At 74.3% G+C, this 16301-nt stretch carries 18 protein-coding genes; 12 read left to right on the top strand and 6 right to left on the bottom strand.

Annotated features, from left to right (window positions below):
• Positions 1 to 23: 23 nt before the first annotated feature.
• Positions 24 to 494, top strand: coding sequence for a septum formation initiator (locus tag ACN261_RS22005; protein ID WP_421481553.1), 471 nt, complete (start codon positions 24 to 26; stop codon positions 492 to 494).
• Positions 495 to 515: 21 nt separating this feature from the next.
• Here the strand turns inward: ACN261_RS22005 and ACN261_RS22010 are convergent, their stop codons facing one another.
• Positions 516 to 1619, bottom strand: a complete 1104-nt coding sequence (locus tag ACN261_RS22010) for a sensor histidine kinase (protein WP_421481554.1) — start codon at positions 1617 to 1619, stop codon at positions 516 to 518.
• On the bottom strand, positions 1616 to 2275 hold the full coding sequence (locus ACN261_RS22015; protein WP_421481555.1) for a response regulator transcription factor: 660 nt from the start codon (positions 2273 to 2275) through the stop codon (positions 1616 to 1618). Before ACN261_RS22015 ends, ACN261_RS22010 begins: the two co-directional genes overlap by 4 nt.
• A gap of 185 nt (positions 2276 to 2460) precedes the next feature.
• Between ACN261_RS22015 and ACN261_RS22020 the strand changes: the two genes are divergently transcribed.
• Both ACN261_RS22020 and ACN261_RS22025 read left to right on the top strand, forming a co-directional pair.
• The gene (locus ACN261_RS22020; protein WP_421481556.1) at positions 2461 to 3351 is read left to right on the top strand and encodes a S1 family peptidase; all 891 of its coding nucleotides are present in this window, start codon (positions 2461 to 2463) and stop codon (positions 3349 to 3351) included.
• Complete coding sequence (locus tag ACN261_RS22025) at positions 3348 to 3494, top strand: hypothetical protein (protein WP_425851904.1); 147 nt, start codon at positions 3348 to 3350, stop codon at positions 3492 to 3494. Before ACN261_RS22020 ends, ACN261_RS22025 begins: the two co-directional genes overlap by 4 nt.
• 33 nt (positions 3495 to 3527) lie before the next feature.
• Here ACN261_RS22025 and ACN261_RS22030 read toward each other — a convergent pair whose 3' ends face one another.
• Together ACN261_RS22030 and ACN261_RS22035 are read right to left on the bottom strand one after the other, a co-directional pair.
• Positions 3528 to 3968 (bottom strand): hypothetical protein, encoded by a 441-nt coding sequence (locus tag ACN261_RS22030; protein WP_421481566.1) that lies wholly within the window; start codon positions 3966 to 3968, stop codon positions 3528 to 3530.
• A gap of 155 nt (positions 3969 to 4123) precedes the next feature.
• The gene (locus ACN261_RS22035; protein WP_421481567.1) at positions 4124 to 5629 is read right to left on the bottom strand and encodes an endo-1,4-beta-xylanase; all 1506 of its coding nucleotides are present in this window, start codon (positions 5627 to 5629) and stop codon (positions 4124 to 4126) included.
• Between the two features lie 609 nt (positions 5630 to 6238).
• Here ACN261_RS22035 and ACN261_RS22040 point away from each other — a divergent pair.
• The 5 genes from ACN261_RS22040 (at position 6239) to ACN261_RS22060 (ending at position 11824) form a co-directional block, all read left to right on the top strand.
• The gene (locus tag ACN261_RS22040; RefSeq protein ID WP_421486792.1) at positions 6239 to 7621 is read left to right on the top strand and encodes an FAD-dependent monooxygenase; all 1383 of its coding nucleotides are present in this window, start codon (positions 6239 to 6241) and stop codon (positions 7619 to 7621) included.
• Between the two features lie 132 nt (positions 7622 to 7753).
• Entirely contained in the window at positions 7754 to 9331 is a 1578-nt protein-coding gene (locus ACN261_RS22045) for a phenylacetate--CoA ligase family protein (RefSeq protein ID WP_421481568.1), read from the top strand.
• Positions 9332 to 9333: 2 nt separating this feature from the next.
• Positions 9334 to 9774: a DUF4188 domain-containing protein gene (locus ACN261_RS22050; protein ID WP_088642613.1), complete on the top strand. Its 441-nt coding sequence runs from the start codon at positions 9334 to 9336 to the stop codon at positions 9772 to 9774.
• Positions 9771 to 10859, top strand: a complete 1089-nt coding sequence (locus ACN261_RS22055; RefSeq protein ID WP_425851907.1) for a hypothetical protein — start codon at positions 9771 to 9773, stop codon at positions 10857 to 10859. The genes ACN261_RS22050 and ACN261_RS22055 overlap by 4 nt, the downstream gene beginning before the upstream one ends.
• Positions 10859 to 11824: a nitroreductase gene (locus ACN261_RS22060; RefSeq protein WP_421481570.1), complete on the top strand. Its 966-nt coding sequence runs from the start codon at positions 10859 to 10861 to the stop codon at positions 11822 to 11824. Before ACN261_RS22055 ends, ACN261_RS22060 begins: the two co-directional genes overlap by 1 nt.
• A gap of 38 nt (positions 11825 to 11862) precedes the next feature.
• Here ACN261_RS22060 and ACN261_RS22065 read toward each other — a convergent pair whose 3' ends face one another.
• On the bottom strand, positions 11863 to 12651 hold the full coding sequence (locus ACN261_RS22065) for a class I SAM-dependent methyltransferase (RefSeq protein ID WP_425851909.1): 789 nt from the start codon (positions 12649 to 12651) through the stop codon (positions 11863 to 11865).
• Positions 12652 to 12832: 181 nt separating this feature from the next.
• Between ACN261_RS22065 and ACN261_RS22070 the strand changes: the two genes are divergently transcribed.
• The 4 genes from ACN261_RS22070 to ACN261_RS22085 are packed head-to-tail and all read left to right on the top strand — an operon-like array spanning position 12833 to position 15800.
• The gene (locus ACN261_RS22070; protein WP_425851911.1) at positions 12833 to 13876 is read left to right on the top strand and encodes a Rieske 2Fe-2S domain-containing protein; all 1044 of its coding nucleotides are present in this window, start codon (positions 12833 to 12835) and stop codon (positions 13874 to 13876) included.
• Complete coding sequence (locus ACN261_RS22075; RefSeq protein WP_204926591.1) at positions 13873 to 14082, top strand: hypothetical protein; 210 nt, start codon at positions 13873 to 13875, stop codon at positions 14080 to 14082. The genes ACN261_RS22070 and ACN261_RS22075 overlap by 4 nt, the downstream gene beginning before the upstream one ends.
• Positions 14079 to 15017 carry a PDR/VanB family oxidoreductase gene (locus tag ACN261_RS22080; protein ID WP_363654593.1) on the top strand — a complete coding sequence of 313 codons (939 nt, stop codon included), beginning with the start codon at positions 14079 to 14081 and terminating at the stop codon, positions 15015 to 15017. The genes ACN261_RS22075 and ACN261_RS22080 overlap by 4 nt, the downstream gene beginning before the upstream one ends.
• Positions 15018 to 15047: 30 nt before the next feature.
• The gene (locus tag ACN261_RS22085) at positions 15048 to 15800 is read left to right on the top strand and encodes an IclR family transcriptional regulator (RefSeq protein ID WP_421481575.1); all 753 of its coding nucleotides are present in this window, start codon (positions 15048 to 15050) and stop codon (positions 15798 to 15800) included.
• Positions 15801 to 15806: 6 nt separating this feature from the next.
• Here the strand turns inward: ACN261_RS22085 and ACN261_RS22090 are convergent, their stop codons facing one another.
• Positions 15807 to 16271 carry a MarR family winged helix-turn-helix transcriptional regulator gene (locus ACN261_RS22090; RefSeq protein ID WP_421481576.1) on the bottom strand — a complete coding sequence of 155 codons (465 nt, stop codon included), beginning with the start codon at positions 16269 to 16271 and terminating at the stop codon, positions 15807 to 15809.
• Between the last annotated feature and the right edge of the window lie 30 nt (positions 16272 to 16301).

The raw sequence follows: 16301 nt of genomic DNA on the forward strand, positions 1-16301 counted from the left end.
GACGGGTCGGGCATAGTCGGGGCATGGGTCGCCGTACGCTCCTCGCCACCGCCGGCTGGCTGGCCGCCGCCGTGCTCGCCACCCTGATCGGGGTGGCCGCGATCCGGCTGGTCGGGGAGAGCATCACCGGCACCCCCGGCGGGGTGCGCAGCCAGGCCGAGGTGGAGCGGGCCCTGGCGGCCCCCGAGCCGACCCCGGCGGCACCGTCGGCCCCGGCGGCGTCCGCGTCGTCGTCCCCGACCGTCGGCCCCGCCGCGACGCCCGGCCAGCGTCGCAGCTTCTCCACCCCCGGCGGTACGGCGGTCGCCGAGTGCGTCGGGTCCGAGGTGCGGCTGGTCTCCTGGGCACCGGCGCAGGACTACCGGGTGAAGGACGTGGACCGGGGCCCGGACGACGACGCCGAGGTGACCTTCGCCGGCCCGGCGGGGGAGTTCGAGGTGAACGTGGGCTGCATCGGCGGCGAACCGGTCGCCCGTCCGGGCGACAACGACTGAGCGTCGGGTCGGCCCGCCGACTCAGCCGTCGTCCGTGCCGGTGTCCACGGTCGGGAAGGTGACCTGCACCCGCAGCCCGTCGCGGCCGGTGGAGGAGGCGGTGATGATGCCCTCGTGCGCCCGGGTGATCGAACGGGCGATCGCCAGGCCGAGGCCCGCGCCGCCGCTGTGGTCGATACGCTTGCCGAACCGGCGTCGGAACGGCTCGAACAGGGCGGCGACCTCGTCCGGGGGGACGTCGTCGCCGGTGTTCTCGACCACCAGCGCCGGATCGGTGCCCACCTGAACCGTAAGGGTGCCGTCGGGCCGGTTGTACTTCAGGCCGTTCTGCACCAGGTTGACGACCAGCCGTTCCAGCAGCACCTGCTCACCGACGACCAGCCGGGGGCTCAGCCGGCTGACGATCGTGACCCCGGCCTGCTCGGCGCGGCTGCGGTGGGCGTCGAGCACCGTCGCGACGATCCGGTCGAGCCGCAGCGGGACGCGGGTCAGCAGGCCACGGTCGCTCTCGCTGAGCACCAGCAGCCCCTCGATGAGGCGTTCGTTGCGTTCGTTGGTCTCCAGCAGTTGCGCGGCGAGCAGTGCGAGCTGGTCGTCGGTGAGGGTGCGGGTCAGGCCGACCTCGATCAGGGTGCGCTGGACGGCCAACGGGGTGCGCAGCTCGTGGGACGCGTCGGCGGCGAACCGGCGCTGCGCCTCGTAGCCCACCGCGATCCGGTCCATCATCTCGTCGATGGTGCGGCCGAGGACGGCCAGCTCATCGCGGCCGGGACCGGGCCTGAGCCGGTGGCCCAGGTTCTGCGGCCCGACGTCGGCGATCACCGGGACGAGGTCCCGCAGCGGACGCAGGCACCAGCGCACGGCCGGGTAGGCGGCGGCCAGCAGGGTCAGCAGCACGATCGTCACGGCGATCGCCAGGGGGATGCTCGGCCGCCGGAACACCTGGACGCAGACGAACGGGGCGTCGTCGCCCGGCGCCCGCAACTCGGGGATGGTGCACCACGACGGGCCGAACTCCCGCCACAGCGCGAGCAGCAGGTCGGCGGCCGTCGTCACGAACGGGGCGACGAGCAGGAGCGCCCCGACGACCAGGAGCATCCGCCGGGCCGGTGAGGGCAGGTTCATGCCCCGAGCCGGTAGCCGACCCGGGGCACGGTGTGGATCACCGGCGGGTCCCCGAGCTTGCGGCGCAGGGTCATCACGGTGGTCCGTACCGTGTTGGTGAACGGGTCGGCGTTCTCGTCCCACGCCTGTTCCAGCAGGTCCTCGGCGCTGACCACCCGGCCGCCGGCGCGCATCAGCACGTGCAGGACGGCGTACTCCTTGGGCGACAGCGCCAGCGGCATCCCGTCCCGGGTGGCCGTGTGCCGGGTGACGTCCAGCACGAGGCCGTCCTGTTCCAGCACCGGGGGCAGCGCCGGGGTCGAGCGCCGGGACAGCGCCTGCAACCGGGCGACGAGTTCGGCGAAGGCGAACGGCTTGGTCAGGTAGTCGTCCGCGCCCAGGCCGAGGCCCTCGACGCGGTGCCGGATGCCGGCGGCGGCGGTCAGCAGCAGCACCCGGGTGCCGGTGGCGGAGCCGGCGATCCACCGGCACACCTCGTCGCCGGTCTGGCCGGGCATGTCCCGGTCGAGCACTGCCACGTCGTAGCGGTTGACGGCGAGCCGTTCCAGGGCGCTGTCGCCGTCGTAGACCACGTCGACGGCCATGGACAACCGGCGCAGCCCCTCGGCGACCATGTCGGCCAGCACCCGCTCGTCGTCGGCCATCAGCACCCGCACGCCGTCCCCCTCCCGTCGCCTCCCCCGTGCCCGGGACCGCCCGCAAGGCTGGCACCCGGCGCATAAAGAACCGATAAGGGTGCCGCTGACGCCGCCCGCACGGCCGGGGGCGCAGCATCGCAGCGTTCCTGCTCCCGTACGTACAGGCTGGTGAACCCGTGCTCCGACTCGCCACACAGTGTGTCATGGTCGCCGTGGCGGCCACGGCGGTTGCCGTCGCTCCCGTCGCGCCCCGGCCGGCGTCGGCGATCGCCCACGGCGAGGACGCGGCCGACGGCGCGTACCGGTTCACCGCCCGGCTGACCATGACGGGTCTGCCGGCGGGCGGCGGCGGCACCCGGGACAGTTGGTGTTCCGGCGCGCTGGTCGCCCCGCGCTGGGTGATCACCGCCGGCCACTGCTTCCGTACCCCGGACGGCCGGCGGGTCAGCCGGACGGTGGCGGAGCGGACCACCGTCACGGTGGGGCGGACGGACCTTGGCGGCCGGGACGGCTACGAGGCCGGCGTCGTCGCGGTCCGTCAGGCGGACGGCGCGGACGTGGCCCTGGTCGAACTCGACACCGCGGTCACCGGTGTGCCGCCGCTGGAGATCGCCGACGGGCCGCCGGTGGCCGGCGAGGTGCTGCGGTTGACCGGGTACGGCCTGACCGCCGCCGACGCCGCCGCGCCGACGGACCGGCTCCAGACCGGCGAGTTCACCGTCGACCGGGTCGGTGCGGACCTCGTCGAGACCTCCGGCCGGCGACCCCGGGCGGACACCAGCCCGTGTCCGCACGACTCCGGCGGCCCCTACTTCCGGGAGCGCGCCGACGGTACGGCCGTCCTGGTGGCCCTGGTCAGCACCGGGCCGGGATGTCCCCATCCGGGCCCCGACTTCAGTGCCCGCACCGACGTCCTCGGGGAGTGGATCGCCGCCACCGTCGACCCGTCCCCGGTGCCGGTCCGGTGGCTGTCGGTCGGTGCCGGCGCGGGGGTGGTGCTGCTGTCGGCGGCCCTGGCGGTGCTGCGTCGCCGGCACGCGGGCGGCCACCGGCGATCGTCGATCCCGCAGGTCGGAGGCCGGATGCGGAAGTGAATCCGCGTCTTGCGCGGCCCTCGGTGCAGGTGTGGGGGCGATACCGTACCCGTACCCGGGTCGCGGCGGCGTTCGACGGCCTGCGTTGGCCGACGACCCTGGCGGCGCGGGGAGCGGTGGGCGGCGACGCCCTGCCGAGCTGACCCGACGTCCGGGGGAGCGGCGAGCCCCCGCCGTCAGCGACGACCGCTGGTCAGGGCGACGAGGTACTGCCCACCGCCCTCCTCGACGCTCGCGGTCACCGGCAGTCCGGGCACCAGCCGGGAGAACCGGTCCACCAGCCAGTCCGCCGCCTCCTGGGCGTCCCTGCGGCGCGGACAGCGGGCGACCAGCTCACGGCCTGCCTTGCGGGAGAGCCGCTCGGCGACGGTGATCAGCGGCGCGGGCTCCACCACGTGCAGGTGTTCCGGCCAGGCGATGACGACCTTGACCGCCCCCTTGCGGCTGTTGCAGGCGCGGTGCGCGAGCCGCTCCACGACCTTGGCCTTCCGGTCGGCGGTGCGGCTGTCGACACTGGGACCACGCGCGTGGTTCACCGACATGTCGGCGTCGACCGGTTCGTCGCACACCCAGCATCGCCAACCGTCCCGCTGCGCGACGTCATCGAGGAGACTCATCCGGGCAACCTAGCCTGCCGCCCGGATGACCGGAGGACGACCCGGCGGTCACCCGCCGGGTCGTCCTCGCGCCGTCAGGAGTTTCTCCCGGCCCGTGCCGGTCCCCTGTGCCCGTCCCGGGCGGGCGGTCCGCGCCCACCCGGGACGGGCGGTGCTCAGGAGGCGGTGCAGACCGGGGTCAGGCCGGTGGCGGACCCGGTGCCCTGGAAGCCGAACTCGGTGGACTGGCCGGCGGCGACCGAGCCGTTGTAGTTGACGTTGCTGAACTGGACGCTGCCGCTGGTGCCGGTGCGCTCGGCGCTCCACACGTTGGTGATCGCGGCACCCGACGGCAGGGTGAGCTGGACGTTCCAGCCCTGGATCGGCGCGCTGCCGGCGGTCACCCGGACGGTGGCGACGAAGCCGCCGGTCCAGGAGTTCAACGACACCGTGGCCGTGCAGCCGCCCGCCGGCGGCGGCGTGGTCGGCGGGGGAGTCGTCGGCGGCGGGGTGGTGGGCGGCGGCGTTGTCGGCGGCGGGGTGGTGGGCGGGGGAGTCGTGGGCGGCGGGGTGGTCGGCGGCGGCGTGGTGGTCGGCGGGGTGGTGGTCCGGCCCTTGTTCAGCTCGTCGAGGACGGCGTAGTACGCGGCCTTCTTCTGGTAGTTGCCGTTGCCGCCGGTGAACAGCAGGCCCCGCTCGGAGGAGCGCCACGACTCGCTGTCGGAGATGCCCCAGACGGTGATGCCGGTGCACTTCGCGACGTTCAGGCAGGCCCGGACGACCTTGCGGTAGTTGTCCGCCTGGCCGGCGCCGATGTCGTTGTTGCTCAGGTCGTCGTCGATGTCGACCTCGGACAGGTGCACCTCGACGCCGAGGTCGGCGAAGCGCTGGATGTTGGCCTGCAGGTCGTTGCTGATGATGCTGTTCGGGTTGTCGTTGAAGTGCGACTGGAACCCGACGCAGTCGATGTACTGGCGGTAGGTCCGCACGATGTCGTACAGCGCGTTGGCCTTGCGGTTCGGGCCACCGCCCTTGACGGTCAGCCCCTCGACGTCGTAGTCGTTGATGCAGAGCTTGGTGGTGTAGCCCCCGGCCTGCACGACCTGCTTGGCCCGGATGAACGAGTCCCGGATGACGTCGGTGTCCCCGGCGTCGAAGAAGTCGCCGTCGCCGTTGGCGTCCCGGTTCATGGTGTGCGGCCACTGGTTGCGGCGGCGGCCGGTGTTGTTGTCCTCCAGCGCCTCGTTGACCACGTCCCAGTAGGCGATCTTGCTGCCCCAGCGGTTGATGGCGTTGCCGATGAAGGTGTTCAGCGTGCCCTGGCTGGCCCCCTGCAGCGCGCCCGCCTGCGAGTGCCACACCAGGGTGTGCCCCCGGACCAGCATGCCGTTGCTCTGCGCGTGGTTGACCAGCTGGTCCGCGCCGCTGGTGTTCTGCAGCCCACCGCTCGACGTGGCGATCCGGTCGGGCTTCATGTCGTTCTCGGGGGTCAGCTGGCCGAATTCCTGACCGAGGATCGGGTAGAGCCGGTTCGGTGAGGACGCGGTGCCGAAGAACAGCCCGGCCTTGGCCGCCGCGGCCCGCAGCGTGGTCTCGGCGGCGACGGCCGGGGTGCCGGACTGGACCGCCACCGCGCCGCCGACCAGCAACAACACCGCCGCCGGTAAGGCCGTTCTGCTCACTATCCTGCGTCGCCTCAGGCTGCTGCCCACGGACCCTCCTCGCTACATGACGTCAATAATTGATGCATGTGTATGCCCATCGAAGGGTCAGTATCGATACCGGTCTACCGCACTGTCAACAACTTTCGGAAATGTTCCGGAAACCTCGCCGGGTGGGCTGAGCTGGCGGGAGTCGGATTCGCGCAGGTGGACGCGCCGGGACCCGGAGTGGCCGGACGGATGACACCCGGTTGCCGTCGCCGGTCGGCGGGCGGACGCCGAAACATTCGAAATTCGGGGCCGGGCGGCCGAAAAAAGCGCTGGACAGGCCGCCGGCCGGTGGATAGGTTGCCGCTGCCCGTGACGCCACCCGAGGAGGTGAGACCCATGAACGCCGTACCCACGTGGGTGCTCCCCCTGCCCGTCGCGGTCGGGCGACCGACGTAACCGTCGCCCGGGAGCGCCCCACCCACCAGGCTCTCCCGGAAGGCGCTTCCCGTGCACCAGTCGCCGCTCGCCCCCACCTTGTCCACCGCAGCGGTCGGGCCCGCACCGGGTGTCCCGGCCCCTGCCGGCCGGCCACCCCACGACGCCGACGTGATCATCGTCGGCTGTGGTCCGACCGGCGCGATGCTCGCCGCCGAACTACGCCTGCACGACGTGCGGGTCCTCGTCCTGGAACGGGAGACCGAACCCACCTCGATGGTGCGGATCGTCGGCCTGCACGTGCGCACCATCGAACTGATGGCGATGCGCGGACTGCTCGACCGCCTGCACGAGCACGGCCGGCGGCGACCCGCCGCCGGCTTCTTCGCGGCCATCGCCGCGCCCCCGCCCCCCGGCCTGGACACCGCCCACCCCTACCTGCTGGGCATCCCGCAGCCGGTCGTCGTGCGGCTGCTCGAAGAGCACGCGACAGGCCTCGGGGCGCAGGTCCGCCACGGCACGCCGGTGGTGGGCCTCGACCAGGACGACGCGGGGGTGGGCGTCACGCTGGCCGACGGGCACCGGCTGCGGGCCCGCCACCTCGTCGGCTGCGACGGCGGCCGGAGCACCGTGCGCAAGCTGCTCGGCGTCGCCTTCCCCGGCGAACCCGCGCGGACCGAGACGCTGATGGGGGAGCTGGCGGTCGGCATGTCGCCCGAGGAGATCGCGGCCACGCTGGCCGGGCTCGGGGAGGTCGACAGACGCTTCAGCCTGACCCCCTTCGGCGACGGTGTCTGCCGCGTCGTCGTCCCCGCCGCCGGGGTCACCGACCGGGCCGTACCGCCCACCATCGACGAGGTCCGGGAGCGGTTACGCGCCGTCGCCGGCACCGACTTCGGGGTGCACTCCCCACGCTGGCTGTCCCGCTTCGGCGACGCCACCCGGCTCGCCGACGCCTACCGGGTGGGGCGGGTGCTGCTGGCCGGCGACGCGGCGCACATCCATCCGCCCATCGGTGGGCAGGGCCTCAACCTCGGCGTGCAGGACGCGGTCAACCTCGGCTGGAAGCTGGCCGGGCAGGTCCGGGGCTGGGCGCCGGCCACCCTGCTGGACACCTACCAGGACGAACGCCGTCCGGTCGCCGCGGACGTGCTGGACAACACCCGCGCCCAGACGGAACTGCTGTCCGACGGGCCGGGCGCGCAGGCCGTACGCCGGCTGCTCACCGAACTGGTGGCCTTCGACGCGGTGAACCGCCACCTCACCGAGAAGATCACCGCGATCGGCGTCCGCTACGACCTCGGCCCGGGACCGGACCTGCTCGGCCGGCGGCTGCGTGACCTCGACCTGCGTCAGGGTCGCCTCTACGACCGGCTGCGCCACGGTCGGGGCCTGCTGCTGGACCGCACCGGCCGGCTCGGCGTCGCCGGCTGGACCGACCGGGTCGACCACCTCACCGACCCCACGGTGGCCCTGGACACCCCGGGGGTCCTGCTGCGCCCCGACGGTCACGTCGCCTGGCTCGGCGACGACCAGAGCGACCTGGACGGCCAGCTGGCCCGCTGGTTCGGCCGGCCCACCGGCTGACCCCGGCCGGGTGGGCGTGCCCGGAACATCTCGGCACGCCCACCCCGGGGCGGCCGACCGAGTAGGGATACTCAGGTACCCACCGCATCCGGCCTCAGGACCCGGCGCGCCGACCCGGACAGAGTGGTCGGCATGGCCGAGCTACCGCACCGACCCGTCGCCCTGCGTACCGTCGAATCGCCGTTGCCGGCCGTGGTGGCGCACGGCCGGCAGGTCGGCCTGGGGGCCCTCGGCCGCGCGGTGGCCGCGCTGGGCCGGCTCGCCGCCCGGCACCCCGCCGGCTGGCGCTGGACGGCCCGGCGGCACCATCCGGCACTGGACGCGCTGGCCGCCGCGCACGCCCGCGCGGTGTGCGCGCGGGCCGCCCGGCAGGTCCCCGCCTACCGGGCCTTCCTGCAGGCCCGCCCGGCGGGCGTGCGCCGCCGGCTCACCGACTTTCCCGAGACCGACAAGCGCAGCTACGTGCTGGCCCACGATGCCACCGCCCGGTGCCGGCACGGCCGGCTGCCCACCCGGGGGGTGGTCGTCGACGAGTCCGCCGGCTCGGCCGGGCAGCCGTTCAACTGGCCGCGCGGCGAACGCGAACTGCACGCCGTGCACCGGGACATCGCCGGCTACACCGGACTGGTCTTCCCGATGCGTCGACCGTTCGTCATCAACGCCTACTCGATGGGGGCCTGGGCGACCGGGACGACCACCGGCGCGGCGATGGCCCGGATCGCGGTGGTGAAGAACACCGGCCCCGACCTCGGGAAGATCATCGACACCCTGCGGGAGTTCGGCCCCGACTTCGACTACCTGGTGACCGCCTACCCGCCGTTCCTCAAGCACCTGCGCGACCGGCTCGACGCCGAGGGCTTCCCCTGGTCGCGGTACCGCGTCGCGGCCAGCTGCGGCGGGGAGGCGATGACCGAGGCGCTGCGCGACTACCTGGAGCAACGCTTCACCCGCGTCCGGTCGGCGTACGGGGCGTCGGACCTGAGCATCGGCATCGGCGCGGAGACCCGGTTCACGGTGTGGCTGCGCCGCCGCCTGCAGACCGACCGGGGGCTGCGCGACGCCCTGCTCGGCGCGGGCGAGCAACGGCTGCCGATGGTGTTCCAGTACAACCCGTTCGCCACCTACCTGGAGACCAACGAGCGACGGGAACTGCTCTGCACGGTCACCGGGGACGTGCTCCAGCCCCGGCTGCGGTACAACGTCGGGGACGAGGCGCTGCTCGTGTCGTACCAGCGGGCCGTCGAGCTGGTCTGCGCCGACCCGGTACGCCGGGCCGAACTGCGCCCCGCGCTCGCCGCCGAGCGGATGACGCTGCCACTGCTGCTGCTCTTCGGCCGCAGTGACTCCACCATCTCCTACCTCGGTGCGAACCTCTACCCGCAGGACGTCGAGTACGGCCTCTACGTCGGCAACCCGTACGCCGCCGAGATCAGCCGGTTCTGCCTGGCCCTGGTCGAGGACGCGACGCTGGAGAGCCGGCCGGTGATCCACCTCGAACTGCGCCGCCCGCTGGCCGCCCCGCAACGCGCCGCGCTCGCCGACGCGTGCCGCCTCGGCGTCCGCCGCCACCTGACGTCGGTCTCCCGCGACTTCGCGCAGTCCCTGGTGGAGGACGCCACCGCCGGTGACCTGCGGGTCGAACTGCACGACGCCGGCACCGGCCCGTTCGCCGGGCAACAGAAGATCAAGAACAGCTACCTGGTGAGGTGACCATGCGTACCCGTGACTTCTCCCGTGCCCCCGCGCAGGCCCGCGCCGGCGCCATGTTCATCGGCGGCACCCGCTACACCAACCCGCTGGTGCTGCTGCGGCTCGCCCCGTCCTGGTTCCGGATGCTGCGCGACATGCGTCGGATGAACGGCTACTGCTGGCACACCGTCTACTGGCAGTTCCCGCTGACCCTGGGCACCATCGCGTTCTTCACCGACCGCGACGCGATGCTGCGCTTCGCCCGCACCCGGCACCACCGCCGGCTGATGGTCTGGCTGACCGACGGCACCCGCAACGCCACCGCCGGCTTCATCCGGCTCTACACCGCCAGCCCCGACGGCTACTCCAACGGCACCTGGCGGGCCGAGGGTCCGGAGATGGGGCACATCGACACCTTCACCCCGCTGGGTGCGGAGACGACCGGGCCGGCGGTCCGCCGGTGAGCCCCGCCCGGCACCGGTTCACCCGGGTCACCGACCGGCGCGGCCTGCGGCAGTTCCTCGCCTTCGGCGACCGGCTCTACGCCGGCGAACCCCGCCACGTGCCCACCCCCCGCCAGCAGATCCGCCGCTGGTGGCGCGACGGCGTGCCGCTGTACCTGCTGCGCGACGCCGCCGGCACGGTCGTCGGCCGGACCACCCTGCACACCGACGCGGACCTCGACGCGAAGCTCGGCCGCCGGTGCCAGCTCTTCGGGCTCACCGAGTTCACCGAGCCGGCGGCGCAGCCGCTGTTCGACGCGATCACCGCGCACGCCGGCACCGACCGGGACCTGCTGTTCGGCCCGGTGGCGCTGCTGCCCAACCAGGCCGGTGGCGTGATCACCTCAGGGCACGCCGAGCGGGGCTTCGTCGACAGCGCCTGGAACCCGCCGTGGTACCCGACCGCCTACGAGGCGTACGGGTTCGTCCGCCGGTTCGAGGCCGACACCTGGATCTGCCCCGTGCCCGCCCCACCGGAGCCCCTCCCGCCGGTGCACGTCGACCCGGACGGCGCCCGGATCGCGCTGCACCGGGGCGACGTACGCCACCTCGACGACCAGCTCGACCTGCTGCGCGGAATGCTCAACGCCTCCTTCGCCCAACTCGGCTACTACACGCCGATCTCCGCCGCGCAGCTACGGCGGCAGACCGACGGGCTGGCGTACCTGCTGGACGAGTCGCTGCTGCTCTACCTGACCCGCGACGGTGAGCCGGTCGCGTTCGTGCTCTGCGTACCCGACATCAGCGAGTTCCTGATCGCCGTCCGGGGCGACCTGCACCTGCTCAACCAGGCCCGGTTGCTCGCCGCCCGCCGCCGCTACCGCCGGGAGGCCGTGCTGATCGTCAAGGGGGTGCTCCCGCAGTACCAGGGGCGCGGCTACCAGCGGCTGCTCTCCACCCACCTGCACCGCAACCTGTACGCCGGCGGCTACACCACACTGCGCAGCACCTACGTCGAGCGGCACAACGTCGCCTCGGCCGCCCAGTACCGCCACCTCGGCGGTCGCCCGCTGCACGGGTACACCTTCTACGCGAAGGAGCGCTAGTGGACCACGACGCGTTCCGTGCCCTCGAACCGTGGTGCTGGCGGGCCCCGAGCGCGCACAACACCCAACCGTGGCGGCTGCGCTACGAGCCCGACGCGATCCGGATCGGCTGGGACCCCGCCCACACCCTGCCCGTCGGTGACCCCACCGGCCGGGACCTGCGGCTGTCCCTCGGCGCGTTCGTCGAAACGTGCCTGATCGTCGCGGCCGACGCCGGCCTGCGGCTGGAGTACGTCGCCGACCACGACGAACAGCACCGGTGGGTGGGGTCGCTGCGGCCCGCCCCGGACCGCTACCCGACGCCGTTCCGCACCACCGACGTGTGGGAACGCCGGACCCACCGGGGCATCCTCGCCGGGACGGTGGACGCCGACACCCGCACCGCGCTGGACGCGGTCGCCCGCCCGGCCGGCGGCAGGGTACGGGCCGTGCCGGACGCCGGCCGGCTCGGCACCCTGCTGCGCACCGCCGACCGCCGGCAGTACGCCGACCCGGCGATCGTCGCGGAACTCCGGCACTGGCTACGGCTCGACCCGGCGCACCCGGGCTACCACGCCGACGGGCTGACCGACAGGTGCCTCGCCCTGTCGCGCCCCGCTGCCGTCGGCCTGCGCGCGGCGCTGGCCGGGTACCCGGTGCTGCGCCCGCTGGGCCTGCCGCGACTGCTCGCCGCCGCCGCTGGCGACCCCCTCGCCCAGGGCGGCACCGTGCTGGTCCTGCTCGCCCCCGACCACCTCGACCCGCCCGGCCAGGTCGAGTTCGGACGGGTGCTGCAGCGGGCCTGGCTGACCCTGCACACGGCGGGCCTGGCCGCCCACCCGCTGAGCCAGCTCATCGACGTCCCCGCCACCCGGGCGGCGCTCGGTGCGCTGCTCGACGTCGCGCCGCAGCGCCTGCTGCACGTCACCCGGGTGGGCCGGCCCACCAGCCCCGCACCCCGCTCGGCCCGCCGGGTCCGGGCCTGACCGGGCCGGGTCGGGTCGGCGGCGGCGGACCGGCGAGGTCAGGCCGGGCGGTGTGGGGCACGCCCGCTGACCTGCACGAAGGGGAAGCCGTTGAGAACCAGCCGGGGGTCGTCGAGGGCGGCCATCGTCGCGGTGAGGTCGGCGTCGGTCGCCCCGTGGGCCAGCAGGGCGGCCCGTAGCTGCGGAATGCCGGCCCGCAGCAACCGGCAGCCCGGGCCGCCGCCCCGCCACCGGTGTGCCGTGGTGCCCGACCGCACGTCGGTCAGCCCCGCGTCGGCGAAGGCGGCGGGGGCCCGCAGCGCCCACCCCGTGTCGAGGCCGCGGGCGGTCAGCGCCGCCACGTGGGCGGCGAGGTAACGGATCAGCAGGTCGGCGGTTGCCGCGTCGGGCGCGTCGGCGACGAAGTCGGCGGGCGGGTGGGCGAACTCGCCGATGAGCAGCGCGCCGCCGGGCCGTAGCGCGGCGACCATCCGCCGCAGCGCCTCCTCCCGGCGGGGCAGGTGGCACAGGACCAGCCGGGCGTGCACCAGGTCGAAGGTGCCAGGTGGTTGGTCGGTGACGATGTCCTCGCGGCGCACGACGAGGCCGGGCCGGGCCGGGATGTGCTGCGGGGCGATGTCCGTGGCGACCACCTCGGCGGCCCGGTCGGCCAGCCACAGCGCGATGCTGCCGGCCCCGGCGGCCACCTCCAGGCAGCGCCGGCCGGTCAGCTCGCCGAGTTCGGTGAGGGCGGCCCGGGTCGGTTCGTCCAACAGGTCCGCCAGCGCGTCGTGGTGGGCGGTGGCCTGCTCGCTGGCGTTGTCGAAGGAGTAGCCCTGCGTGTCCACCCGACCATCGTGCCGCACGGGCCGCAGCCGTGGTGACCCGCTCGGGCGGCGTCCGGCGCGTTCGGCGGCCCGCGGTGCCGTCACCCCGTCTTCCACTCAACGGAAGGCGTGGTCCCGGGCGCCGGCCCCGGACGCGATGATTCGTCTCCGTCGATGGTCAGCCCGCGAGGAGGTCGTGCGGATGGAGTTCGCCCGGGACCAGTGGTACGTGGCGGCCCACGGCGTCGAGGTCGGCCGGGACCTGCTCGCCCGCACCGTGCTCGGTGAGCCGCTGGTGCTGTACCGCACCGGCGCGGGGGAGGCGGTGGCGCTCGCCGACCGGTGCGTGCACCGGCGTTATCCGCTGTCGCAGAGCCGCCTCGACGGCGACACCGTCGTCTGCGGCTACCACGGCTTCACCTACGACCCCACCGGCACCTGCGTCTTCGTCCCCGGGCAGCAGCGGATTCCGCGTACCGCGCGGGTCGCGGCGTACCCGGTGGTGGAGCAGGACTCCTTCGTCTGGGTGTGGATCGGCGACCGGGACCGGGCCGACCCGGCGACGATCCCCCGCGCGCCGTGGCTGGTCGACCCCCGGTACGCGGTGGTCCGTGGCATGGCCCCGCTGGACGCCCGCTACGGCCTGCTGGTGGACAACCTGATGGACCTGTCCCACGAGACCTACCTGCACGGCGGCTACATCGGCACCCCCGAGGTGGCGGACACCCCGATCACCACCGAGGTGGACGAGGACCGGGGCGTGGTGCACGTCAGCCGGCACATGGACGACGCCGAGTGCCCGCCGTTCTACGCCCGCTCGACAGGCATCCAGGGTCGGATCACCCGCTGGCAGGACATCGAGTACCACCCGCCCTGCCTCTACCTGCTGCACAGCCGGATCGCCCCGCAGGGTGTCCATCCACCCGCCGAGGGCGAGGACAGCGCCGCCTTCCACGCCGAGATCGTCTACGCCATCACCCCGTCGACCGCGCACAGCACGTACGACTTCTGGGCGGTGGCCCGGGACTTCGCGGTCGACGACGAGTCGGTCAGCGCGTACCTGCACCAGAGCAACCACACGGTGGTGATGCAGGACGTGGCGGCGCTGAACGTCCTGGAGCGGGTGATCGCCGCGGAACCGGAGCGGTACCAGGAGCTGAGCATCAACATCGACACCGGTGGGCTGGCCGCCCGGCGGCTGCTGGCCCGGCTCGTCGGGTCGGGGACGGTGGGAGCGCCCCGGTGACCCCCGCGGTCGACGGGGGCCGGGTCTACCGGGTCCACTGGGTGCCGGGCACCGACACCCTGCGCGGCATCTGCCACTGCGGCGCGCAGCGGCTCGCCGAGGAGCCTGTCGCGTTGTGGCAGTGGCTGCTCGACCATCCGCGCGGCCACCACGTCCCGAGCGTGCCGGCGGCCGACCCGACCGGCCGGCAGGCGGTGCCGGCGTGACCGGAACGGACCTCGTCGTGGTCGCCCGCCGGCAGGTGGCCGCCGGGGTCGTCGAGTTCGGCCTGGCCCGCGCCGACGGCGCGGCCCTGCCCGGCTGGGAACCGGGCGCGCACGTCGACCTGGAACTGGGCCCGGGACTGCTGCGGCAGTACTCCCTGTGCGGTGACCCCGCCGACCGGTCCGTCCTGCGGATCGCGGTGCAGCGGGAGGCGGCGGGACGCGGCGGCTCCCGGGCGGCGCACGAGCGGCTCACCGTCGGCGGCACCGTCCGGGTGCACGGCCCGCGCAACACGTTTCCGCTGGTCGCGGCCCGCCGGTACCGCTTCGTCGCCGGTGGCATCGGGATCACCCCGATCGTGGCGATGGTCGCCGCCGCCGACGCCGCAGGCGCGGACTGGCACCTGGCGTACGGCGGACGCACCCGCGCCGCGATGGCGTACGCCACCGCGCTGCGTGACCGGTACGGCGACCGGGTCGGCCTGTACCCGCAGGACGAGACCGGGCTGCTCGACCTGGCCGGGCTGCTGGCCGGCCCCGGCGACGGCCCCGTCTACTGCTGCGGCCCGGAGTCGCTGGTGCGGGCGGTGGAGGAACACTGCCGGGACTGGCCGCCCGGCGGGCTGCACGTCGAGCGGTTCGCCCCCCGGGACGACACCGCCGGGCCGGACACGGCGATCGAGGTGGAACTGGCGCTGTCCGGGCGGACGGTGACCGTGCCGCCGGGGGTGCCGATCCTGCGGGCGGTGGAGGAGGCCGGGGTGCCGGTCCTGTCGTCCTGCCGGGAGGGCACCTGCGGTACCTGCGAGACCCCGGTGCTGGCCGGGGTGCCGGAGCACCGCGACAGCCTGCTGTCCGACCAGGACCGCGCCGCCGGGGACACCATGCTGATCTGTGTCTCGCGGGCCCGTACCCCACGGCTCGTCCTGGAGCTGTGACCAGCCGGCGCGGGCGGGGAGGATGGTGGGATGCGCGGGCAGCCGGGTCGGACGGTGACCAGCCGGGTGCTGGCGCTGCTCGACGCGTTCAGCCCGGCCAGCCCGGCCCTGACGCTCAGTGAGCTGGCCCGCCGGGCCGGGCTGCCGCTGTCCACCGTGCACCGCCGGGTGGCGGAACTGCTGGCCTGGGGTGCGTTGGAGCGCGGCGGGGACGGGCGGTACCGGATCGGCCTGCGGCTGTGGGAGGTGGGTTCGCTCGCGCCCCGGGGCCTGGGGCTGCGCGAGGTGGCTTTGCCGGTGATGGAGGACCTGTACGAGGTGACACACGAGAACGTGCAGCTCGCCGTGCGGCAGGGGCTCGAACTGGTCTTCATCGAACGGATCGCCGGCCGGCAGGCGGTGCCGGTGCGCACCCGGGTGGGCGGCCGGTTCGCCCTGCACGCCACCGGGGTCGGGCTGGTGCTGCTCGCCCACGCACCGGCCGAGGTGCAGGAACGGGTGCTGGCCGCGCCGCTGGAACGCTACACCGCGTTGACCGTCACCGATCCGGGGCGGTTGCGTCGCTGCCTGGCCGAGGTGCGCCGGGTCGGGTACGCGGTCAGCGACCGGCAGGTCACCATGGACGCCCTGTCGGTGGCCGCGCCGATCCGGGCCCCGGAGGGGGTGGTGGCGGCGCTGTCGCTGGTGGTCGCCCACGACCGGGCGGACCCGGTGGCGCTGGCCCCGCTGGTCCAGGCGGCGGGCCGGGTGCTGTCCCGGGCCCTGGGCAGCACGCCCGGGTGAGGCGGATCAGTCGGGGAAGGCCAGCAGCCGCAGCAGCCGGGCCAGCCGGGCCTGGTCCTGCGCCGGCACGACGGACATCGAGTCGATCCCCACGGCGCGGACGGCGTCGCGGGCGCGGGCGAACAGGTCCCGGCCGGCGTCGGTGGCGACGAGGACGTTGGCCCGCCGGTCGGCGGGGTCGGCGTGCCGCTCGACGAGGTGCCGCTGTTCCAGCCCGTCGACGAGGGCGACGACCTGGCTCGGGTCGAGCCGCAGGAACTCGGCGAGCTCCCGCTGGGTCGGGCGGGCGTCGTCGGCGGCCAGCGCGAGCACCGAGTAGGAGCGGGCCTTCAGGCCGTAGGTGGCCAGGGCGGCGTTCGCCGCGGCGAGGGCGAGCGCGTTGGCGCGGGCCAGCAGGAAGCTCAGGTCACCGGCGAGCGCGCTGTCCCGCAGCCGGTCGCTGCCGGTCGACCGGGTCCGTTCGGCGGGCATGGCGACGATGGTAGCAAGCTTCCTGAATAA

This window comes from Micromonospora sp. WMMD723 (assembly GCF_049863385.1).
In the GTDB taxonomy this organism is placed as follows: domain Bacteria; phylum Actinomycetota; class Actinomycetes; order Mycobacteriales; family Micromonosporaceae; genus Micromonospora; species Micromonospora wenchangensis.